The organism is Rhizobium sp. F40D2 (assembly GCF_051810745.2).
Lineage (GTDB): Bacteria > Pseudomonadota > Alphaproteobacteria > Rhizobiales > Rhizobiaceae > Rhizobium.
The window spans coordinates 270,840-292,411 of record NZ_CM131436.1; the positions used below are offsets into that span (position 1 = coordinate 270,840).

General features: G+C 62.2%; 21 protein-coding genes and 1 pseudogene. 7 read left to right on the forward strand and 15 right to left on the reverse strand.

The genetic code is table 11. The features are described 5' to 3' along the window. Positions 1 to 226: 226 nt before the first annotated feature. From mnhG to ACS4RS_RS01385, 8 genes and pseudogenes are all read right to left on the reverse strand, one after another. Positions 227 to 559, reverse strand: coding sequence for a monovalent cation/H(+) antiporter subunit G (mnhG, locus tag ACS4RS_RS01350; RefSeq protein WP_439009045.1), 333 nt, complete (start codon positions 557 to 559; stop codon positions 227 to 229). Beyond that, the gene (locus ACS4RS_RS01355) at positions 556 to 906 is read right to left on the reverse strand and encodes a cation:proton antiporter (RefSeq protein WP_439009044.1); all 351 of its coding nucleotides are present in this window, start codon (positions 904 to 906) and stop codon (positions 556 to 558) included. Before ACS4RS_RS01355 ends, mnhG begins: the two co-directional genes overlap by 4 nt. Then, positions 903 to 1,376 (reverse strand): Na+/H+ antiporter subunit E, encoded by a 474-nt coding sequence (locus ACS4RS_RS01360; protein ID WP_439009043.1) that lies wholly within the window; start codon positions 1,374 to 1,376, stop codon positions 903 to 905. Before ACS4RS_RS01360 ends, ACS4RS_RS01355 begins: the two co-directional genes overlap by 4 nt. After that, entirely contained in the window at positions 1,373 to 2,920 is a 1,548-nt protein-coding gene (locus ACS4RS_RS01365; protein WP_439009042.1) for a Na+/H+ antiporter subunit D, read from the reverse strand. Before ACS4RS_RS01365 ends, ACS4RS_RS01360 begins: the two co-directional genes overlap by 4 nt. Positions 2,921 to 2,999: 79 nt before the next feature. Continuing rightward, entirely contained in the window at positions 3,000 to 3,377 is a 378-nt protein-coding gene (locus ACS4RS_RS01370) for a Na+/H+ antiporter subunit C (protein ID WP_439011774.1), read from the reverse strand. Beyond that, positions 3,377 to 3,796: a Na(+)/H(+) antiporter subunit B gene (locus ACS4RS_RS01375; RefSeq protein ID WP_439009041.1), complete on the reverse strand. Its 420-nt coding sequence runs from the start codon at positions 3,794 to 3,796 to the stop codon at positions 3,377 to 3,379. Before ACS4RS_RS01375 ends, ACS4RS_RS01370 begins: the two co-directional genes overlap by 1 nt. Continuing rightward, positions 3,796 to 6,159 (reverse strand): annotated as a pseudogene (locus tag ACS4RS_RS01380) (putative monovalent cation/H+ antiporter subunit A). The gene ACS4RS_RS01375 and the pseudogene ACS4RS_RS01380 overlap by 1 nt, the downstream one beginning before the upstream one ends. A 128-nt stretch (positions 6,160 to 6,287) precedes the next feature. Beyond that, positions 6,288 to 6,503, reverse strand: coding sequence for a hypothetical protein (locus tag ACS4RS_RS01385; RefSeq protein WP_439009040.1), 216 nt, complete (start codon positions 6,501 to 6,503; stop codon positions 6,288 to 6,290). A 544-nt stretch (positions 6,504 to 7,047) separates the two neighbouring features. Between ACS4RS_RS01385 and msrB the strand changes: the two genes are divergently transcribed. Continuing rightward, positions 7,048 to 7,461 (forward strand): peptide-methionine (R)-S-oxide reductase MsrB, encoded by a 414-nt coding sequence (gene msrB / locus ACS4RS_RS01390; protein WP_088937297.1) that lies wholly within the window; start codon positions 7,048 to 7,050, stop codon positions 7,459 to 7,461. Positions 7,462 to 7,547: 86 nt separating this feature from the next. Here the strand turns inward: msrB and ACS4RS_RS01395 are convergent, their stop codons facing one another. The 4 genes from ACS4RS_RS01395 to ACS4RS_RS01410 all read right to left on the reverse strand — a co-directional run bounded on the left by ACS4RS_RS01395 (position 7,548) and on the right by ACS4RS_RS01410 (position 10,211). Next, positions 7,548 to 8,249: a pentapeptide repeat-containing protein gene (locus ACS4RS_RS01395; protein WP_439009039.1), complete on the reverse strand. Its 702-nt coding sequence runs from the start codon at positions 8,247 to 8,249 to the stop codon at positions 7,548 to 7,550. 137 nt (positions 8,250 to 8,386) lie between these two features. Beyond that, positions 8,387 to 8,896 (reverse strand): GNAT family N-acetyltransferase, encoded by a 510-nt coding sequence (locus ACS4RS_RS01400; protein ID WP_439009038.1) that lies wholly within the window; start codon positions 8,894 to 8,896, stop codon positions 8,387 to 8,389. Positions 8,897 to 8,995: 99 nt separating this feature from the next. Further along, on the reverse strand, positions 8,996 to 9,664 hold the full coding sequence (gene trhA, locus ACS4RS_RS01405) for a PAQR family membrane homeostasis protein TrhA (protein ID WP_439009037.1): 669 nt from the start codon (positions 9,662 to 9,664) through the stop codon (positions 8,996 to 8,998). A gap of 127 nt (positions 9,665 to 9,791) precedes the next feature. Continuing rightward, positions 9,792 to 10,211: a universal stress protein gene (locus tag ACS4RS_RS01410; protein ID WP_439009036.1), complete on the reverse strand. Its 420-nt coding sequence runs from the start codon at positions 10,209 to 10,211 to the stop codon at positions 9,792 to 9,794. 180 nt (positions 10,212 to 10,391) lie between these two features. Between ACS4RS_RS01410 and ACS4RS_RS01415 the strand changes: the two genes are divergently transcribed. From ACS4RS_RS01415 to ACS4RS_RS01425, 3 genes are all read left to right on the forward strand, one after another. Then, a complete protein-coding gene (locus tag ACS4RS_RS01415) occupies positions 10,392 to 11,357 on the forward strand; it encodes a VOC family protein (protein WP_439009035.1) in 966 nt (321 codons plus the stop codon). Between the two features lie 175 nt (positions 11,358 to 11,532). Continuing rightward, positions 11,533 to 12,699 (forward strand): AI-2E family transporter, encoded by a 1,167-nt coding sequence (locus tag ACS4RS_RS01420; protein WP_439009034.1) that lies wholly within the window; start codon positions 11,533 to 11,535, stop codon positions 12,697 to 12,699. Positions 12,700 to 12,717: 18 nt separating this feature from the next. Continuing rightward, entirely contained in the window at positions 12,718 to 14,010 is a 1,293-nt protein-coding gene (locus ACS4RS_RS01425; protein ID WP_449313846.1) for an NAD(P)/FAD-dependent oxidoreductase, read from the forward strand. 35 nt (positions 14,011 to 14,045) lie between these two features. Here the strand turns inward: ACS4RS_RS01425 and ACS4RS_RS01430 are convergent, their stop codons facing one another. Both ACS4RS_RS01430 and ACS4RS_RS01435 read right to left on the reverse strand, forming a co-directional pair. Continuing rightward, a complete protein-coding gene (locus tag ACS4RS_RS01430; RefSeq protein ID WP_439009033.1) occupies positions 14,046 to 14,837 on the reverse strand; it encodes a polysaccharide deacetylase family protein in 792 nt (263 codons plus the stop codon). A gap of 100 nt (positions 14,838 to 14,937) precedes the next feature. Further along, the gene (locus ACS4RS_RS01435; RefSeq protein WP_439009032.1) at positions 14,938 to 15,327 is read right to left on the reverse strand and encodes a DUF930 domain-containing protein; all 390 of its coding nucleotides are present in this window, start codon (positions 15,325 to 15,327) and stop codon (positions 14,938 to 14,940) included. A gap of 253 nt (positions 15,328 to 15,580) precedes the next feature. On the opposite strand from ACS4RS_RS01435, the gene ACS4RS_RS01440 reads away from it, so the two are divergent. Together ACS4RS_RS01440 and ACS4RS_RS01445 are read left to right on the forward strand one after the other, a co-directional pair. After that, positions 15,581 to 17,689, forward strand: a complete 2,109-nt coding sequence (locus ACS4RS_RS01440; protein ID WP_439009031.1) for a S9 family peptidase — start codon at positions 15,581 to 15,583, stop codon at positions 17,687 to 17,689. A gap of 31 nt (positions 17,690 to 17,720) precedes the next feature. Then, the gene (locus tag ACS4RS_RS01445; protein WP_439009030.1) at positions 17,721 to 18,239 is read left to right on the forward strand and encodes a DUF1697 domain-containing protein; all 519 of its coding nucleotides are present in this window, start codon (positions 17,721 to 17,723) and stop codon (positions 18,237 to 18,239) included. 58 nt (positions 18,240 to 18,297) lie between these two features. Here the strand turns inward: ACS4RS_RS01445 and ACS4RS_RS01450 are convergent, their stop codons facing one another. Further along, complete coding sequence (locus ACS4RS_RS01450) at positions 18,298 to 19,740, reverse strand: MFS transporter (protein ID WP_439009029.1); 1,443 nt, start codon at positions 19,738 to 19,740, stop codon at positions 18,298 to 18,300. A gap of 260 nt (positions 19,741 to 20,000) precedes the next feature. Between ACS4RS_RS01450 and ACS4RS_RS01455 the strand changes: the two genes are divergently transcribed. Beyond that, positions 20,001 to 21,503, forward strand: coding sequence for a protein adenylyltransferase SelO (locus ACS4RS_RS01455; protein ID WP_449313847.1), 1,503 nt, complete (start codon positions 20,001 to 20,003; stop codon positions 21,501 to 21,503). The last annotated feature ends 69 nt before the right edge of the window (positions 21,504 to 21,572 follow it).

Below are 21,572 nucleotides of genomic sequence, written 5' to 3' on the forward strand. Positions count from 1 at the left end.
AAATCAAAACTGAGGGACTTGGAAGCAGTACGATTGCGATTCACAATCAGAACTCTACTTGCATTTTCAAATACCATCGTTTGGTCGAAAGGCCAATTATTATTTGTCGTTTTTCTTGAGAAAAAATGACAGACGAAGAATTAAGGCGCTTACGGGCAAGCTTTACTCACAGCTTCCTGTGCATAAGTTTTGCATAAATCTGGTAAAGCAGCGAAACGGCACAGGCTCAGCGCTTACGCATATCGTCACGGACCGAGACGTCGGCGAGCGCGTACCCCGAAAGGTGGGCGGCTCTGGCCAGCAGATGGGCAGAGACCGGCGCCGTCAGCAACAGGAAGACGAAGCCGGCAATGGCGCGGGCAAGAATCGCCAGATCCTGCGAATAGAGGCCGGCGGCGAGAAGCAACAGGCCGGAACCAACCGTCCCCACCTTCGAGGCCGCGTGCATGCGCGTATAGAGATCCGGCAGCCTGACCAGGCCGATCGCTGCCGAAAGCGCAAAGAGCGCACCTGATATCAGCAGCAAGGCAGTGATGCCGGCCAGGATATAATCCATCATCGCTTCTTCCCTCCCGCACGCCGTTTGGCGTCCGCCCTTGCCGGAGATGCGGACGCCGGCGATTTGATGTTGCCGCGCGACAGCACGAATCGGGCGAAGGCGACCGTTGCCAGGAAACCGACGAGGCCGAGCGAGATGGCGATATCGATATAGAGCGAAAAGCCGGTTTTGACCGCGATGACAGCGATGAAACCGATGGCGATGCCGGTCAGCATATCGAGGGCTAGAATACGGTCCGGCAATGTCGGGCCGGCAACGACGCGCCAGCACGTCAGAATCAGCGCCAGGCCGAGGATGACGAGGGCCCCCGAGGATGCGGCCGCGACGATGGCGGCAGGTGTGATCACCGGAAAGCCTCCATGATCTTGCGTTCGAAACCATTGGCAATATCGCGCTTGGCTGTCTCGGGATCGGAGCAATCGAGCGCGTGGACATAGAGCGTGCGGCGATCTGTGGAGACATCGACCGATAGCGTGCCGGGTGTCAGGGTGATGAGATTTGCCAGCAGCGTGATCTCGAAGTCGCTCGTCACCGTCAGGGGGAAGGCGAAGATGCCGGGCTTCAGTTTCATGTCGGGCGAGAGGATGGTGAGCGTGACCCTCCAGACCGACAGCGATAATTCCTTCAGGAACAGGAGGGCGAGCGAGAACACCAGGCAGGCGCGGCGCAGATATCCCTTGCCGCCGAAGGGTTCGCGGATGATGGCGAGCGAAAGGGCGGCAAGCAGAAAGCCGAGAACGAGATTGTGCAGCGAGGCGCTGCCGGTGACGGCGACCCAGGCAATGGCGAGCAACAGATTGAAGAGAAAGGCGATCACCGCGCGCCTCCAGGAAAGACCGAATGAATATAGGCTTCCGGATCGGCAAGACCGGCAGCGGCCGATTGCGACAGCGCCAGCAGCTGTTCCGGCAGGATGCCGAAGCCGACGACCAGCGCCGTCAGCGCGGCAAGCGGCAGGCCGGTGCGCCAGACGGCTGCCGACGGCTTCGCTACCATCGGCGCCGGCCGCCAATAGGCAATCAGAAAGAGGCGGCCGAAGGCGATCGTCGTCAGAAAACCGCCCACGAGGATGACAGCCGCCAGCCACCAGGCACCGCTATCGAGCGCCGCTTTGACGAGAATGACCTTCGGCCAGAATCCTGAAAAGGGCGGCAGACCGCAGGCGGCGAGGAAGAGCATGAGGGAGAGTGCGGTGAAGCCGCCGCTCTGGCGATAGAGACCGCCGAGCGCCGACAATAAAAACCCGCCGCCGCGCCGGGCGATTTCGCCGGCGGCAAGATAAAGCGCCGTCATCAGCACCATGGAATGGAGCGCATAAAATACCGCGCCGCCGATGCCGCCGCCGGAGCCGCCAAGTGCGATGCCGGCGAGCATATTGCCGATGCCCGATATGACGACATAGCCGAACAGCCTGCGGATATCGTTTTCGGCAAGCGCGCCGAGCGCGCCGACGAGGATAGTCGCAGCGGCTATAAGCGCGATCAGCAGGCTCAATTCCTGGCGCTCCACCGGCAGCAGCATGACCACCACCCGGATCAATGCGTAAATGCCGACCTTGGTGAGCAGGCCGGCAAACAGCGCCGACACCACGATGCGCGGCGTATGATAGGCGGCGGGCAGCCAGAAATTGACTGGGAAGGCGGCCGCCTTCATGGCGAAGGCGAGCAGGAAGAGACTTGCCAGCGTCATCAGCGGCGCCGTGGCGCGCAAATCCCTCGCCTTTGCGGCGATATCGGCCATGTTGAGGGTGCCGAAGACGGCATAAAGGATGCCGACGCCTATAAGAAACAGCGTCGTGGCGATGAGGTTCAGCACCGCATATTTCAGCGCGCCGTCGATCTGCTGACGTTCGGAGCCGAGGATGATCAGCCCGAAGGAGGAAATCAGCAGCACCTCGAACCAGACATAGAGATTGAAGATATCGCCGGTGAGAAACGCACCACTGACGCCGGCCATCAGCAGCATGAGCAGCGGGAAGAACCCATATCGCCGGCCGCTCTCACCGATATCGGTGAGCGCATAGATGCTGGCTGCGAGCGCCGCAAGGGCTGACGTGAAGGCCATCAACGCCCCGAAGAGGTCGACGGTGAAAGCGATGCCGAAGGGCGGCAGCCAGCGGCCCATGACCATGGTAAGCGGCCCTTCGGCCACGACCTTGGCAAGCAGCGCCGCATCGATCAGCGCCAGCAACGCAAGGCCCGATATCGCGAGCCAGGCCTGCAGGCGGGGGAAAGCGCGCAGCATCAGCAGGACGGCGCCGAGAATGATGCAATGGGCGACCGGCAGGATGGTGAGCCAATGGCCGATCGGCACCGGGGTGGTGATGAGGGCGGCAGAGAGATCGACGGATGGAGTGGCCATCAGGTGCGGCCTTCGGGGACGCAGGGGGCGTACCGTAAGGTAGGGCAGAAGGGGGTAACCACCAGCACCGACATCTGCATCAATACCCCAATGGCGGCAGCGGCCGATCGTCAGGCTCGGCGGCGCGCATTTCGCTGGTGTCGTCGGTGCCGAGATCCTGGTAGGCGCGGTAGGTCAGCACCAGCAGGAAGGCGAAGAAGGAGAAGGAGATGACGATCGCCGTCAGGATCAGGGCCTGCGGCAGCGGGTTGGCGGTGCCGGCGGGCAAGGCGTCGAGACCGGCGGAGATAATCGGCGGCACCTCGCGCGTCAGCCGGCCTGATGTAAAGAGCAGCAGGTTGACGGCATTGCCGAGGATGGCGATGCCGAGCATGATGTTGATCGTGAACTTCGACAGCATCAGATAGATGGCGGCGGCGAAGAACAGGCCGACGAGGATCGCCAGAAGCGGCTCCATCATTCCACCTCCTTTTCTTCCAATGTCAGCGCGATCGAGGTGATGGCGCCGAGCACGACGAGATAGACGCCGAAATCAAAAAGCATGACGCTCGACAACGGCACTTCGAGACCGAAGAGGTTCGGATAGACCCAAAGGCCGGTCATGAAGGGAACGGCAAAAAGGATGGAAAGAAGACCTGCGACTGTCGACAGTAGCAGGCCAAAGCCGGCGATCGACAGCGGATGGAAGAAAAGCGCACGACGAACGGCGGCAACGCCAAGAGCAATGCCATAGATCGCCAATCCCGAGGCGGCGATCAGCCCGCCGATGAAGCCACCGCCCGGCTCGTTATGGCCGCGCAGCAGCACGAAGACGGAAAAAAGCAGCATCAGCGCGGTGAGGAACGGGGCGACGGTGCGGAAGATCAGCGTGTTCATCAGCCTTCTGTCTCCACCGCGGGATCATTGGCGGCAAGCTTGCGCTCGGTGCCGGCGCGGATGCGGATCAGCGCCAGGATGGCGAGGCCGGTGATCGCGACGACGGCGATTTCGCCGAGCGTATCTGTGCCGCGGAAGTCGACGATGATGACGTTGACGACATTTGCGCCGTGGGCAATCGTTTTCGAATAGGCGTTGAAGAACACCGTCAGCGCGTCGTTGAACGGCACCTGCGTCGCCCGCATCAGCAGAAGCGTGAAGCCGAAGCCGCAGACAAGCGCAAGCGCGCCGTCGAAGAGCCTGCGGCCGAGCGGGCGCCGATCGGCCGGCGAGAGGCGAAGCCTGGTCATGACCAGGGCGAGGATGACCACCGACAGGGTCTCGACCATGAACTGGGTGAAGGAGAGATCCGGCGCCCCGAACAGCAGGAAGATAATGGCGACGGCAAAACCCTGAATGCCGAGCGAGACGATCGCCGTCAGCCGGTCGCGGGCGGCGAGCACGGCGGCAAGGCCGACGGCGGCGATCAATAAAACGACCCATTCATAGAGCCTGACATCGGCCGGCCAGGCGGGAAGGTGCGGAAGCTCACCGTAGACGATGGGGGGATGATGAGGATGGCAGCGATCGAGAGGAAGGTGCAGGCAACATAGACCTGCAGCCGCCCCGGCTGGAGAACACGCATGGTGCGGGCAGCGAAGCGGACAAGGCCTGATATTGCAAGGTCGAAACCGTGATCCGGGCCGCTGCCGGCGGCGCGCAGGAAGACAATCATCAAGAAGCGGGCGCGATCGAGCTGCCAATAGACGCCGATACCGAGCAGCGCGGTCAGGCCGGAGAGCGCCAACGGCCCGCCGAGATGCGGCGTCAGCGAAATGTCGATCTCTACAGGCTCCTGGCGGATGGCGGCGGCGATCGACGAGGACAGGACGGCGTGAGTGAAGTTGGAAAAGATGGCGCCAAGCAAGCCGAGAGCGGCGAGAACGGCCGGGCCGAGCCAGAGCAGGACGGGCGCTTCGTGCGGATGGTTCGGCGTTTCCACGGGTTGGCCGAGAAAGGGTCTCAGCGCCACGGCGAAGGCGATGGCGAACATCAGCGCATTGCCGAAAACGGTTATGGCGGTGATGGTAAGCGCCCGGACATCACCACCGGTGAGCGCCGTATAGATCTCCTCCTTGGCAAGAAAGCCGAAGAAGGGCGGCAGGCCGGCCATGGAGAACGCCGCCGCCAGCGCGATCGCCCATGTCAGGGGGCATCGCCCGCTTCAGGCCGCGGAGCCTGGTGATATCGCGCGTGCCGGTCTCGTGATCGATGATGCCGGCGATCATGAACAGTGCGCCCTTGAAGAGGCAATGCGCCACCAGATAGAGCGTGGCGGCCTCCACCGCATGTTCGGAGCCGAAGCCGATCAGCATAACGAGCAGGCCGAGCGATGAGACGGTGGTATAGGCGAGCTTGAGCTTCAGATCGGTCTGGCGGATGGCGAGCGCGGTGCCGACAACAAGCGTCAGCCCGCCGAAGAAGGGCAGAAGGATTTCCCAGGCGGGGGTCGCCCCCAGGATCGGATTGAGCCGCATCAGCAGATAGACGCCAGCCTTTACCATAGTGGCCGAATGCAGGTAGGCCGACACCGGCGTCGGCGCCTCCATGGCGTTCGGCAGCCAGAAATGAAAGGGAAACTGCGCCGACTTGGTGAAGGCGCCGGCAAGAACCAGGATGAGGGCAGCGAGATAGAACGGGCTCTCGCGCACGACATCGCCAAATCCCATAAGCTGCGACAGCTGCGTGACGCCTGATATGTTCCAGAGCAGCAACAGGCCGGCCAGCAGGCAGAGCCCTCCCCCGCCAGTCACGACAAGCGCCTGCAGGGCGGCGCGCCGCGCCGCCGCGCGCTCGTGATCGAAGCCGATCAGCAGGAAGGAAGTGATCGACGTCAGCTCCCAGAAGATGAAGAGCATCAGGAAGCTGTCGGAAACGACGATGCCGAGCATGGCGCCCATGAACAGGAAGATGAAGGAGAAGAAGCGGCCGTGGTCCTTGTGTCCCTTGAGATAGCCACCAGCATACAGCACGATCAGCGTGCCGATGCCGGTGATGAGAAGCGCGAAAGCCAGCGACAGGCCGTCGAGGAACCAGGAGAAGGAGAGATTGTAGCTTGGCACCCAGGCGTAGCCGCCGGTAACGACCTCGCCGCGCGCGATCGCAGGCACGAAACGCAGGAAATGCAGAAAGGCGAGCAAGGGAGCGATCGCCAGAAGCCATGAACCGTTGGCACCGAGGATGCGGATGACGAAGGGAGCGACAAGAGCGCCGGCAAGCGGCAGACATAGGGCCAGAAATGTCAGAGCCGTGACATCGGCCATGTCTCCTCCTCTACCGGCAACAGACGAAAGCCGGTAAAAACCGGCTGCTTCCTGACTTAGGCGAAATGGTAGAGCGTCTCAAGCAATTTCGATCGAAGGGCGAAAAGGGGCAGCGATGGCGGGATGGATCAGGCCGCCGATCGGGAACGACGCGTCAGGAGCCGGGCGACGCAGCCATGCAGGATGAAGAGCAGAATCGTTAGCGGCCAGAGCATACAGGCGAAGAGCCCGGCCAAACGATGGAGCGTCAAGCCGTCATGATTGGCCCAGCCCTCCAGCAGCGTGACCGCCATGGCGGCCACGGCTACGAGGCCGTAGAGCAGGACGATTGCTGCTTCAAACACTGATGATCCCTCAATACACGTAGCATTAACCCTAACAGGAAACCGTTAACGGATGTAAAAAGCAAGCGTCCTCACCCCATTGAGGTATGCAGCCAATCTCACGGCGCACCGATCTAGAGCCTTTCCTGGTCAGCTTGAAGCATTCTGCCGGAGCAGATTTTCGTCAGGGCAGAGGCGATTGGCGACGGGCATACCCCTTGGTACGTCCGAGCCAATCGCCTCTGATCCTGGCTAGAGATGCCCGGCCCACCGGCCGCACCGCTTCGCCACGGCGAAGCGATAAGTGCGTCCGGCGATTCCTAAGTCTTGCAGATTTGCCAGGCAAACATGCGGGAGGGTTGGCTGAAACGGGCCGGCTGATCGACCGGCCGGCTTGGCCGTAGAGCTTGGCTACGACGCGCGCCGGCCGGTCGACCATCCGACTCCGGTTGAGCCAACAGAATGCTTCAATCTGACCAGGAAAGGCTCTAGACTTGATGAACGGACGACGGCGCACCACATTTTCTGGCAAAATGGAACCGCCCCACGGCGAAAGGAGCATGGCATGTCCGAAACTGCAACCACCGCCAAGATCCACAAGACCGACGCTGAATGGAAAGAGCAGCTCACCCCCGAGCAATACCGCATCACCCGCCAGCACGGCACCGAGCGCGCCTTTACCGGCCCCTACTGGGATTCCTTCGAGACAGGGCTTTACCGCTGTGTCGGATGCAACGCGCCGCTTTTCCGCTCCGACACGAAATTCGACGCCGGCTGCGGCTGGCCGAGTTATTTCGAAGCCGTCTCGCCCGATGCAGTGACCGAGCATCGCGACACGGCCTTTGGCATGGTGCGCACCGAAATCCGCTGCGGCAGCTGCGAAGCCCATCTCGGCCACGTCTTCCCCGACGGTCCGCCGCCGACCGGCCTGCGCTACTGCATCAACGGCCATTCCATGGTGTTCGAGCCGGGGGAATAGGTGTTCGGCGCAGCAAGCGGCTCCCGCCTCTTGCCAATCCTTTACCCCCACCTAAAGCAATACCTAGGGAACTGCGCCCTGCCCGGCTACTCGTGCTCGGCAGGGCATGGCCAGGTCGTCGGCGCCGAGAGGCCGGCCGGCAGTTTGGTCGAGGCGTCGCCGCAGGCAAGGTCGATCTGGGTCTGTTCGAGGCCGGATGCGGCCGAGAGGTCAAGGCCTTCGATGCGGGTCAGGAACATGAAAGCGCGCTCGAACATCGCCGGGCCTTCCAAACTTGCGCCGGAGAGATCGGCACGGGAGAGATTGGCGAAAGAGAATTTCGTGCCCGTCAAGACCGCCTTGTCGAAATCGGCGCGGCCAAGTTCGGCTTTTTCGAAACTCGCGCCGGCAAGCCTGGCGCCGGCGAAATTGGCCCGCTGCAGCTCGGCGCCGGCAAAGGAAGCGCCTTCGGCGATGATATTGGCGAAGCTGGCGCGATAGGCTTCGATCTTGGCGAAGCTGGCGCCTTCGGCGTGTGCGCCCTCGAGCGAGGCGCGCACCAGGGTCGCCTTCTCGAGATTGGCGGATTTGACATTGGCGCCGGCGAGATCGGTCAGCGAGAAATCGGTGCCGACGAGGTTGGCGCCTTCGAGATCACTGCCCTGCAGCATCAGGTTCTTCTTGGTGCATTCCTGCCAGTCGAGCTTCGGCGAGGCCAGGCTGCCGCAATCAGCGGCCCGGGCGGCGACCGGCGGAAATGCCAGAAGGACGAGGGCAAGGAGACCGAGCGACGATCCGTGCATTGCCATTGAACTGTTCACCTCCATACCATTCTGAGGCCTCCCGCGAAGCAGGCCGCCTCCGCTTTCTTACACAGCTCAGACTACAATAAAAAGATGGCGAGCGCCGTTCACAATGGCAATGCCCCAGGAGGTCAGGTGCCGGATCAGGCCGAAGGCAGGCGAAGCTCCATGCAGGTGAGGTCCAGCCAGCGGCCGAATTTGGTGCCGACCTCAGAAAATCTGCCGGCGATGCGAAAACCGAGCTTTTCATGCAGCCGGATCGAGGCCGCGTTCTCCGCCTCGATGCCGGCGATCATCACATGGATATTGCCGGCTGCGGCACGGACGATCAGCTCGCGCATCAGGCGCTCGCCGATGCCGGCGCCGCGGCAATCCTTGTCGACATAGACGGAATGCTCGACGGTGTGGCGGTAACCGTCGAAGGCACGCCAGTCGCCATAGGAGGCATAGCCCGCGATCTTGCCCGACAGCTCGGCGACGATGACGGGAAAGCCGCGGGCCTTGCGCGCCTTCATCCATTCCCGCCGGTTTTCGAGATCGACCAGCATGTCGTTCCAGATGGCCGTCGTGTGTTCGACGGCGTGATTGTAGATATCGCGGATGGCGGGAAGATCGGTTTCGGTGGCGTCGCGGAGGAGGACGGGGTTTGTCATGATTGCCTGTTCGTATTGTCTCCGACAGGCGGCATACGCCCTGCCCCAAAAGATGTAAACGGCCGATCCGGCTGCGGAGGGCGTCGGGCGCGATGTTTATCAGACACCAGGCGCCGACAGGCTGAAACAGGTGAAGACGGCCGAATAATGCACGGCCGCGGCGGTGACGACGAAACCGTGCCAGATGGCGTTCTGGAAGCGCAGCTTCTCCCAGACATGAAAGATGACGCCGAGCGAATAGATGACCCCGCCGATGACGATCAGCAGCATCGAGGCGGAAGGAATACGCGAGGCGACAGGTTCGGCCACCAGCACGCCGCTCCAGCCCATGGCGAGATAAAGCAGGATGGCGAAACGGTCGTAACGGCCGGGAAAAACGCATTTCAGGATGATGCCGGCAGCGGCAAACAGCCAGATCGCCAACAGCATGAACAAGAGCAGCGGATCGTCGGCGCCGCGTTCGAGGAAGGGCGTGTAGGTGGCGGCGATCAACAGGAAGATCGCCGAATGATCGAAGCGGCGCAGATACCATTTGGTGCGCGAGACCGGCCAGGCATTGTAGGAAAAGGAAATGGCGAGCGTCAGCACCAGCCCGACGCCATAGATCCAGGCGGCGGCGAGTGCGCCATCGGAGCTCCAGAGCGTGGCGTAGAAGATCAGCACCGTGGCCCCGATCAGCGCCAGCACGAGACCGACGCCATGGATGATGCCGTCGGCGATCAGTTCATATCTGTCGTAAGCCCAGCGAATGCCGTTGAACTCGGCCATGCACGCCAATCCGTTTCATACCCCGATTGCAATCGTCGCATCGAACGGAGGGGCACGCAACTGCGGCAAAGCGCACGGGCGGTAAATCTTCGTGACAGGCTGTTTTGCGGCGGGGCGGCCGCGCAGATCAAACCTTTTGCCGATCGACCAGCACCGAGCATTTGGCGTGGCGCACGACCCGGTCGGCGGTCGCGCCGATGAAGTAGTTGGAAAAATCCGGAACATGCGAGGCAACGATGATGAGGTCGGCGCCATAGCTTTCGGCGGTCGAGATGATCGCTTTGGCGGGTGGACCGTTGCGGATCTCGACGGTCGCCGCAATGCCGGTTTCTGTTATCAGCGCCTTCAGCTGGTCGCGGCTGTCCTGCATGGCGTCCTCAACCATATTGGCCGGCAGTTCGATCGCGACATAGGTCGGCACATCCTCGATGACGTTGAGCGCGACGATCTCGCCGCCGTCGTCGAGCAGAGACGCGGCCTTGCGGAGGATCTTCTCGCCCTTTTCCATGCCCCCGAGTGCAATCGCGACGATGATCTTCCTGTACATGGCTCCCTCCATGACTGAGATGTATAAGTATCCCCTAAAGAAGATATGGACGCGTTGACCACGATCAAGTGGGCGCACAGTCATCGTCAACATCCGTTCAACAGTTCATCGTCAAAAACGGGCCTTTTATGAACAATCGCAATTCGCCATATAGAGACGGCTGAGAGGGCACAAAGGCGAATGAACCGGCGAAACTTCCTTGGGCTTGCTGTGGTCGGCACATTTACCGCCACCGCCGGCACGCCTTCCACTCTACAGGCCAGATCAGAGGCAGGAGAACAATCCATGACGACCGAAACTTCCTATGCGCTGACCCGGCCCGCCTATATCGACCAGTCGCATCTCCTTGTGAGGGACCTTGCTCTCGTGTCCGGCTTCTACAGATCGATGCTTGGCCTGAGTGTCATCGAGAAGACGGCGAGCAGCCAAGTGCTGGGTGTCGGCGACCTGCCGCTGCTGACGCTGACGACGGCCAAAGATGCCGCGATCGCGCCGCGCAACGCGGCCGGCCTTTTCCACACCGCCTTCCTGATGCCGGATCGGGCCGAACTGGCGCGCTGGCTGCGCCATGCGGCCCAGAACAATGTCGTTCTCGACGGCGCCTCGGACCATCTCGTCAGCGAGGCGATCTATCTTTCCGACCCCGAAGGCAACGGCATCGAAATCTATGCCGACCGGCCGCACGAACAGTGGAAGTTCCAGCAGGACGGCATGGTGGAGATGGCGACTTTGCGCCTCGACCTGCAGGCGCTCTACGACAGCGCGCCGGACGAACGCTGGGGCGGCATGGCGGAGGGAACGGCGATCGGCCACCTGCATCTGCAGGTCGGCGACATTCCGCAGGCCGATGCCTTTTACCGCGACGTGCTCGGCCTCAAGCTGATGGCGAGCCGTCCCGGCGCAAGTTTCTTTGCGACCGGCGGCTACCATCACCATCTCGCCGCCAATATCTGGAACAGCCGGGGTGCTGCCGCCCGCGCCGACAATATGACCGGCCTTTCGGACTACAAGGTCCGGTTCAACGACAAGGCGACGCTGGATGCGGCGATCTCCAAGCTCGATGCGCTGGAGATCAAGAGCGAGAAGCGTGATGGCGGCACCTTCCTCAAGGATCCGTGGGGAATAGGCCTGACGCTTTCGGCGTAATTTCCGAGGCGCGGATCAGGCCGAAACGGCCGAAAACATTCGCGCCATGCGGGCAAAACCATGCGTAAGAAGAGGTGTCGCGTGCGGTTTGCCGGATGACCCTCCGCCTCAGGGAACCGGAACCGTATCGGCGCGTTTCCGTGACGAAGCAATGGGCTTCGGGGGACCTCACCGCATGGGCATCGCCAATGGCATCCGCAAACAGGCCAAGAAGATTGCGATCGGCGAACGCCGCACCAGCGCTTGGGCGCAGACGCTGAAGGAGGCAGCCGAAGAGCTGCCGCCGGCACCGCTGCACCGCCTCGAGAAGGACGGGCTGGATATCAGCATGGCCTGGGCGATCATCGGCATCTTCGGCATTCTGGGGCTTGCCGCCGTCTACCTGATGTCGCTGATCCTGATCCCGATCACCCTTGCCGTCGTCGTCGGCATGATCCTTGGCATGGCAGCGGAAAAACTCAGCAGGATGGGCGTGCCGCGCCTTGCCAACGCCTTCATGCTGTCGAGCAGCGTGGCATTGGTGATCTTCCTGGTGATCAACTCGCTCGCCGGCCCGCTGATGACCTTTGCCAATGAGGGACCGGCTTTTGCCGAGCGGACCATCAACCGCGTCATGCCCTATCTCGAGCGCATCGAATGGCTGCATATCACGCCCGCGACCTTCGAAAGCGGCCCGATGTCGATCGGTGCGCTGCTCGAAAACACCGGCAACGTGCTGCATGTGGTGACCACCAGCCTGACGCCGGCGCTGGTGCAGGGGATGATCTTCTTTGCGGCGTTGCTGCTCTTCCTCGCCAGCCGCGTCAACCTGCGCAAGACGATCATCATGACCTTTCGCACCCGCACGCAGCGCCTGGCGGCCATCCGCGTCATCAATGCCGTCGAGCAGGTTCTCGGCTTCTATTTCGCCACAGCCTCGTTGATCTACGTGGGGCTCGGCGTTGTCATGACCGTGATCGCCTATGCGGGCGGGCTGGCGGCGCCGGTGCTCTGGGGCTTCTTCGCCTTCCTGTCGAGCTTTATTCCCTATCTCGGCATCACGCTGATGACGTTTGCCGTTGCGGTCGCCGGCATCCTGACCCATGATGACATCGTCATCGGCCTGATGCCGGCCGCGGCCTTCTTTACCGTGCATCTGGTCATGGAGAACCTGATTTTCCCGGCGGTGATGGGACGGCGACTGGAAATCAATCCCTTCGTCGTCTTCATCGCCATCCTGTTCTGGACGTGGATGTGGGGTGCCGTCGGCGCCATGCTGGCCCTGCCGCTGTCGCTGATCGTCATCACAATCATCGAGGAATTGCTGATCGAGGAAAAGCCGCAGCCGCAATTGCCGAAATGATCAACCGGGGAGATAGTGGTGGCATCTGATCTCACTCTCAACGAATCCGATCACGACCAGATGGTCAGCGGTCGATCGCTCTGGGGGAAAAGCGGCATTCGGCCGGAATGGCGGCCGATCGGGCAGAGCTTTTCCACCGACATCGCCGTGATCGGCGGCGGCATCACCGGCGCACTGGTTGGCGAACATCTGGCGGCGCGCGGTTTTTCCGTTGTTATCATCGACCGGGAGGAGCCCGGTTTCGGCAGCACCGCGGCAAGCACGGCGATGCTCCAATGGGAAATCGACAGCACGCTCACCGAACTTGAGGACTATTATGGCTTCGAACGCGCCGCGGGTATCTACCGCCGCAGCGGGGCAGCAGTCGCCGGCCTTTCCAAACTGATCGCCGCACGCGGGATTGCCTGCGGCTTCCGGCCGCGCAACACGCTCTATCTCGCCGCCAACCAGGAAGGCGCGCGCGAGCTTCTGGAGGAGCGCCAGCTTCGCCGCCGGGCCGGCCTGCCCGGCGTCTATCTCGAACATCCCGACCTCTTCACCCAGTTCGAGCTCGACCGGGATGGGGCGATCTATTCGCCGGGTTCGGCCGAGGCCGATCCGCTGCTTCTGACCTGGGCACTGATCGACATGTCCGTTCGGCGCGGCGCGCGGCTGGTCAATGCTTCCGTCACCGCGCTTCACAGCGAAGGCGAACACGTCACGGCCGAGACGGACGGAGGCCATTTCATCGAGGCGCGGCATGCCGTGCTTGCCACCGGCTATTCGATGCCGGGCCTCGACATGCCGAAGCTGCACCGCACCAGTTCGAGCTGGGCGCTCGCCACCGTACCCCAGGATCCGGACAATTTCTGGCGCGACCGGGCACTGATCTGGGAGGACAGCCACCCCTATCTCTACATGCGCACGACTGAGGACAATCGCATCGTCGCCGGCGGCGAGGATGACGGCACGGCCGATGCCGAAGCCCGCGACCTCAAGCTACCGGCCAAGATCACGGCAATTCGCGAGAAGATAAAGCGGCTATGGCCGAGAGCGGATACGCGGGTGGAACACGCCTGGTGCGGAACCTTCGGCGAAACGGCCGACGGCCTGCCGCTGATCGGCCCGGTGCCCAAGATGCCGCATGTGTTCGCAGCCTACGGCTACGGCGGCAACGGCATCACCTTTTCCTACCTCGCCGCCCAGATGATCGGCGCCATGCTGGCCGGCATGCATCGCGACTGGTTCGAGGATTTCGCGCTCGACAGGGATGGGCCGGGCCTGCGGCGGTTTGGAGAGGATAGGCTGGGGATAGGAGACGCGTTGCGCTAGAGGCTTCGCGTTGGCTGTTGTGCCGTGGCCACAAACTACTCCGTCGTCCGATCGTCGCCCCTATCCTCGACGTCCGCCAGACGAACGAACTCAGTGCCCTTCATCTTGAGATCAACCAGCGCCTTCGCCACACCCTCGCCCGCGGCATGGGTTGGCTGGTTGACGTGGGAGATGACGACATCGCCGTCCTTGGCCGAGGCGATGCGCTTTTCGGTGATGACGGCACCGAGCAGCGAGCCGCCGTCGCCGTTTACCGAATAACCGGCGATGCGATAGCCCATGGCGCGGATCTCGCCGATGGCGGAAAGATCATACTTGGCGGTCGAGCCGCGGAACCAGTGCGGCGCGGGAATGCCCGCCGCTGTCATGGCCGCGGCCCCGCCCGCGACTTCCTGCTTCACCGCCTGCGGCGAGCCGGCCGAGGCGATGCCATAGATCAGCGTCGGCGTGTCGACGGCCGGGATATGGTTCTCTCCGTGATTTTCGAGTTCGAACAGATCGGGGTTCTGCAGGAACACCGCAAGAGCCGCGGGATTGTGCTTCAGCCAGCGGGCGGTGACGAAGATTGTCGCCGGAATGCGTTCGCGCACCAGGGTCGACAGGATGCGCTCGTCCGCCTGCCCCATGCAGGCATCGAAGGTCAGCGCGATGCGGGCATGGCCGGCGATATTGGAACGGGCGATGTGCAAATGCGGCTCGACGAGCTTTACTTCACGCGTCTTCGGGGCCAGAGCGCGCACGGCTGGCGGTGCTGACGGCAATTCGTCCGCCGATGCGACGGGGAGGGCAGCGAAAAGGAACGCCGAAGCGAGCAGGATACGATTCATGTGGGACTTCTACGATTTCGTCGGCCGATTTTAGCGGCTGCTTTTGCATGGCGCCATGTGGCCGGATGTCGCCGCGACTGCCGCAACAAATTCAACGGCATCAATCGTAGAGATAATATTTGTCCCACTTCTCGCGCGGCACCTTGTCCCCGATCCGGTAGTTGAGCTCACGCACGTTGATATGCTGCGGGCCGGTGATGCAATTGTAGGAGAGATGGTACCAGTCGCCCTTGCTGCGGAAGACGGCGCCCGGCGCCTGCAGCGAATTGTCGCCGGGGATCGGATCCTTGAAGGTATAGGCGATCACCTTGTCGGGTTTGAAGCCGGCGCTGTCCTGGTTGATGCGGCTCATTGCCTCAGTGTCGCAGCTCTGTTCCAGACGGGTGGAGGGATCGAGTTTTTCAAGCTGCTTCTTGATGGCGGGATCGACGGCAAAGGCAGGAGCAGCAAGGCTGAGGAGGGATACAAACAGGAGCAGATGTTTCGGCATTGCGGAGAAATCCCTTGCTGTTGTCCATTCTTCACCCTGCCACCGGCAGCTTGCCGGAGGCTTGGCACGTGCAAATTTCGCTCTGCGATAGCGGACATTCTTAAATATTATGGTGACATCAAGGCAGGGCCGGCACGGCGGCCTCCAAGCCTGTGGAAGCTTATCCACCTCCTTGGCGCAGGCTTGCCGCTTGATCCGGAACCAGTGCGCCTCTATCTCTTGCCAACCCGATATCCCGATCCGGAGCCATTCCTTGTCCGTTTTCAACAGCCTGCCGACACCGCCCGCCGCACCGAAGAAGCCCGTCTCCGATACGCGCCACGGCATTACCCGCACGGACGATTATGCCTGGTTGCGCGCCGATAACTGGCAGGCCATGTTCAAGGATCCTTCGATCCTCGACCCGGAGATCCGCCGGCATCTCGAAGCCGAAAACACCTATATGAACGCGGCAATGGAAGACACCAAGCCGCTGCAGAAGCTGCTGTTTTCCGAAATGCGCGGCCGCATCAAGGAAGACGACAGCTCGGTGCCGGTCAAGGACGGCGCCTATGCCTACGGCACCTCTTACGTGACCGGCGGCGAACAGCCGCGCTATTTCCGCATCGCCCGCGATGGCGACGTCGCCGACGAGACGATCCGTACGGTGCTGCTCGACGGCGACAAGGAGGCATCGGGCAAAGCCTATTTCCGCCTCGCCGGTCTCGACCATACGAGTGATCACAGCCGCGGCATTTGGGGCTATGACGACAAGGGCTCTGAATTCTTTACCCTGAAAGTCCGCGACCTCGCGACCGGGCAAGACCTTGAAGACCGGATCGAGAATACTGGCGGCGGCGGCGTCTGGGCGCCCGACGGCAAGAGCTTCTTCTATTCGGCGCTCGACGAGAACCACCGGCCCTCGAAGGTGTTCCACCATATTGTCGGCCGGCCGCAATCGGAAGACAGGCTGGTCTATGAGGAGGCCGATGCCGGCTTCTTCATGGGGGTCGGTGGCTCGCTGCTCGACGACTTCATCTATATCGACATCCACGACCACGAGACCAGCGAATACCGGCTGCTGTCGACCAAGGACCTGACGGCCGAACCGAAGCTGGTGGCGGCGCGCGAGGAAGGCATCGAATATTCGCTGACCGAGGGCGGCGACATCTTTTACATCCTGACCAATGACGGCGGCGCCAAGGATTTCAAGATCATGGAAGCGCCTGTGGACAATCCGGGCAAGCAAAACTGGCGCGAAGTCGTTGCCCACAAGCCCGGCACATTGATCATCAGCCACATGGCCTATGCCCGCCATCTTCTCTGGCTCGAGCGCAAGGATGGGCTGCCGCAAATCATGATCCGCGACCGCAAGACCGGCGAGGAACATGCGATCGCCTTTGCCGAGGAAGCCTATTCGCTCGGACTTTCCGGTGCAGCGGAATACGACACGGATGTCATCCGCTTCTCCTATTCCTCGATGACGACGCCGTCGCAGCTCTACGACTACAATATGGTGACGCGCGAACGCACGCTGCTCAAGACTCAGGAAGTGCCGTCGGGCCACAATCCCGACGACTATGTCACCCGGCGCGTCTTCGCGCCCGCCTGGGACGGCGAGACAGTGCCGGTCACCCTGCTCTATCGCAAAGACACGCCGCTCGACGGCAGCGCGCCCTGCTTGCTCTATGGCTATGGCGCCTACGGCATCACCATTCCGGCCGGCTTCAACACCAATTGCCTGTCGCTTGCCGATCGCGGCTTTGTCTATGCCATCGCCCATATCCGCGGCGGCAAGGACAAGGGATTTTCCTGGTATGAAGACGGCAAGATGGACAAGAAGACGAATACCTTCAAGGACTTCGTCGCTGCGGCCGATTATCTGAATCAACAGAAGTTCACCTCATACGCGAAGATCATCGCCGAGGGCGGGTCTGCTGGTGGCATGCTGATGGGCGCCGTCGCCAATATGGCGCCGGAGAAATTCGCCGGCATCATCGCCGCCGTCCCCTTCGTCGACGTGCTCAACACCATGCTTGACGATACGCTGCCGCTGACCCCGCCGGAATGGCCGGAATGGGGCAACCCGATCGACAGCCAGGAAGAATACGAGCAGATCGCCTCTTACTCGCCCTATGACAATGTCGGCGCCAAGGCCTACCCGCCGATCCTGGCGCTCGGCGGCCTGACCGACCCGCGCGTCACCTATTGGGAGCCTGCCAAATGGGTGGCGAAGCTGCGCGACCAGACGACCGGCGCTGCACCCATCCTGCTCAAGACCAATATGGACGCCGGCCATGGCGGCGCGTCCGGTCGCTTCCAGCGGCTGGAAGAGATTGCCTTCGAGTATGCGTTTGCGATCAAGGTGGCTGGGAAGATGTGAGGGTTGATGGGGCGTACTGAGGGAGAAGGAAATGCCAGTCTACATCGCTCTCCTCCGCGCCGTTAACGTCGGCGGCACCGGCTCGCTCCCGATGGCCGAACTCAAGACCATCTGCGAAGACCTCGGCTTCGCGGATGTGAAAACCTACATCCAGAGCGGCAACGTGCTTTTCCGTTCGGATGAAACGGTAAAGACTGTGGAGGAAAAGCTCGATGCGGCGCTCGGGCAGAAGATGGGCAAGCGGCCGGGGGTGATGGTACGTAGCCGCAAGGAACTCGATGCGATTGCCGCCGACGCGGCCTTTCCCGATGCCAAGCCGAATTTCCTGCTCGTCTATTTCCTGCCCGAAAAGCCGCCCGGCGATGCGCTTGACAAAATGGTGGCGCCCGATGGCGAGGAGGCGAAGCTCGCGGGCCGCGAAATCTGGGTGCATTATCCCAAGGGGTCCGGCCGCTCGAAGCTGAAACTTCCGGCGCTGAAGCCCGGGACCTCGCGCAATCTCAACACCGTGCGCAAACTCGCGGAGATGGCGGCCGCGATGGAAGGCTGAGAGTCCAACGCAGAATTTGATTCAAGCGAGGGACCTCAAGCCTTTGTTTTATACATCGTCAGTCCCTTGTCGTCTGTTTGGCCTTGTAGCCGCTGATCTCTTCGCCGGCGGTCTTGGAGAAGCGCAGGTTCCAGATGGTGGCGGTGATCGAGATGATGGTGACGACGATGAAGGCTATGGAGAAATCGCCAAGCGAAGGCGTTTCGACATTGTTGAAAGCCATCGAGCCATGCAGCGCCAAGGCGCCGATGCAGATGCCGAGCGACAGCATGAGCTGCTGGAAGGTGGTGTAGAAGCTCGTGGCCGAGCTCATTCGCTCTTTCTCGATCTCGTCATAGGCAATGGTGTTATAGGCAGTGAACTGGAACGACAGGAAGAAGGCGCTGAGTACCAGGACGATGAAGATCAGCGGCATCGGCCAGTCCGGCCGGAAGGCGGCGCAGAGGCCGTAACCGACGGTGCCGAAGATGCCGTTGAGGACCAGGCTTCGACGGAACCCCAGCCGGCGGAAGACGAGCTTCGCCATCGGCTTCATGGCGAGCGCGCCAAGCGCCGTGGCGATAACAATCTGGCCGGCTGCAGCCGCCGACAGGCCGAAGCCGATCTGGAAGAGCAGCGGCAGCAGGAAAGGCTGCGCACCCTGGGTGATGCGCGTCAGCGACCCGGCGATCACCGACGTGCCGAAGCTCGGCACCTTCATCAGCGAAAAATCCATGATCGGCGACGGATGCCTGCGAGCATGCCTGAGATAGCCGATGCCGAAGAGCAGGCCGACAGCGATCAGGAAGATCGAGAAGGCGCCCTCGCCTTCATGACTCGACATTTCGAAGCCGAAAAGCAGCGAGCCGAGCGAGAGGCCTGAGAGAATGAAGCCGATCGTATCGAACGGACCGCTCGCCTTGCCCTTCACCTCGTCGATATAGATCGAGACGAAGATCATGCCGATGATGCCGATCGGCACGTTGATATAAAAGATCCAGCGCCAGTCGAGATAGGTGACGAAGAAGCCGCCGAGCGGCGGGCCGACGATCGGGCCGATCAGCGCCGGCACCAGCAGCCAGGACATGGCGCTGACCATATCCTTGCGGGAAACGCTACGCATCAGCACCAGGCGCCCGACCGGCATCATCATCGCCCCGCCTATGCCCTGGAGCAGCCGCGCCAGCACCAGGAACGACAGGGTCGGCGCAAGCGCACAGAGGATCGAGCCGATCACGAAGACGGCGATCGCCGCGCGGAAGACGGTGCGGGAGCCGAAACTGTCGGCCATCCGTCCGCTCGCCGGAATGAAAATCGCCAGACTGAGGAGATAGGAGGTCAGCGCGATCGACATGGCCGGGGCGCTGACGGCGAAATCGCGCGCCATGGTGGGCAGCGCGGTCGCCAGCACGGTCGCATCGATGTTTTCCATCAGCATCGCACTCGCGACGATCATCGCGATCACCCGGAAATTGGGCGTGGCGCGCCGAACCATCGGCGCCTGGTAAATCTGATCCGACATCGTCCGGGATCACTCACGGTGGCGCGGTGGAGCACACGAGGCTGCAAGGCCGCGGGGGATGACATGGCGTATTGCCAAGGGGAGACGATTTTCTATACGCCCGCGATCATGGCGGCGCTATGTCCATTATGGCAAAGCTGCTTTGCCGAGAGGTAAAGGCAGATCACAATTCCTTGCATCGACCTGCTCTTCGTGAAGGGTTTCGGGGTCTTCACCCGAGCCGGCTTGCGCCGCAGCCACCCCGGCCCTACCTATGAGGCATGACCTCCACGCTGCAGAAAAACCGGGCCGGCGCGCCCTTTCCATTCGACAACAGCTATGCCGGCTTGCCCGCCCGCTTCTTTGCGGCACAGACGCCGACAGCGGTGGCGGAGCCCTGGCTGATCAAGCTCAACGAGCCGCTGGCCGTGGAGCTCGGTCTCGATGTCGAGACCCTGCGCCGCGATGGCGCGGCGATCTTTTCCGGCAACCTCGTTCCCGAGGGCGCCGAACCGCTGGCGATGGCCTATGCCGGCCATCAGTTCGGCGGATTCTCGCCGCAGCTCGGCGACGGCCGGGCGATCCTGCTTGGCGAGGTGGTCGACCGCAGCGGCAGGCGCTACGATATCCAGCTGAAGGGCGCCGGCCCCACGCCTTTTTCGCGCCGCGGCGACGGGCGGGCGGCAATCGGGCCGGTGTTGCGGGAATATATCATCAGCGAGGCGATGTTTGCGCTCGGCATTCCGGCCACACGGGCGCTGGCGGCGGTGACGACAGGCGAGCCGGTCTATCGCGAAGAGGTGCTGCCGGGCGCCGTCTTTACCCGTGTGGCGGCCAGCCATGTCAGGGTCGGCACCTTCCAGTTTTTCGCGGCCAGAGGCGATACCGACGGCGTGCGGGCGCTCGCCGATTATGTGATCGACCGGCACTATCCCGAGCTTAAAGAAGCTGACAATCCCTATCTCGCACTGTTTTCGGCGGTCTCCGAGCGCCAGGCGGCGCTGATCGCCCGCTGGCTGCATGTCGGCTTCATCCACGGGGTTATGAACACGGACAATATGACCGTCTCCGGCGAGACGATCGATTTCGGCCCCTGCGCTTTCATGGACAACTACGATCCGGCGACGGTGTTCTCGTCGATCGACCAGCAGGGGCGCTATGCCTATGCCAACCAACCCGGCATCGGCCAATGGAACCTGGCACGGCTCGGCGAAACGCTACTGCCGCTGATCGACGAAGAGCCGGACGGCGCGGTCGACAAGGCGAATGCGGTGATCCGGGCCTATGGCGAACGGTTCCAGGCGCATTGGCTGGCCGGCATGCGTGAGAAAATCGGCCTTGCCGGCGAAGAGGACGGCGATCTGGAGTTGGTGCAGGCGCTGCTGTCGCTGATGCAGGCGCAGGGCGCCGATTTCACCCTGACCTTCCGCCGGCTGTCGGATCTTGCCGGCGATACCGCCGCGGAGGCTGCTTTTGCCGCAAGTTTCCGGGAGCCGGAGGCCGTCAGGCCCTGGCTTGCGCAATGGCGCGAAAGATTGTCGCGCGATCCGCAGACGGCGGCTGAGCGCGCCACGGCTACGCGCAGCGCCAATCCGGCCTTTATCCCGCGCAATCATCGGGTTGAACAGGCGATCGAGGCGGCGGTCGAGAACGGCGATTTCTCGCTGTTCGAGGCGCTGCTGACGGTGCTGGCGAAACCCTATGAGGATCAGCCCGGCTTTGCCGCTTATATGGAGCCGCCGAAGCCGAGCGAACGGGTGCTTGCGACCTTCTGCGGGACGTGAGCGGGTTCACTACAACCATACCGTGACGTCTGCATGCGGCAAATGCGGCCGTTGAAAGGCATCTCCTTC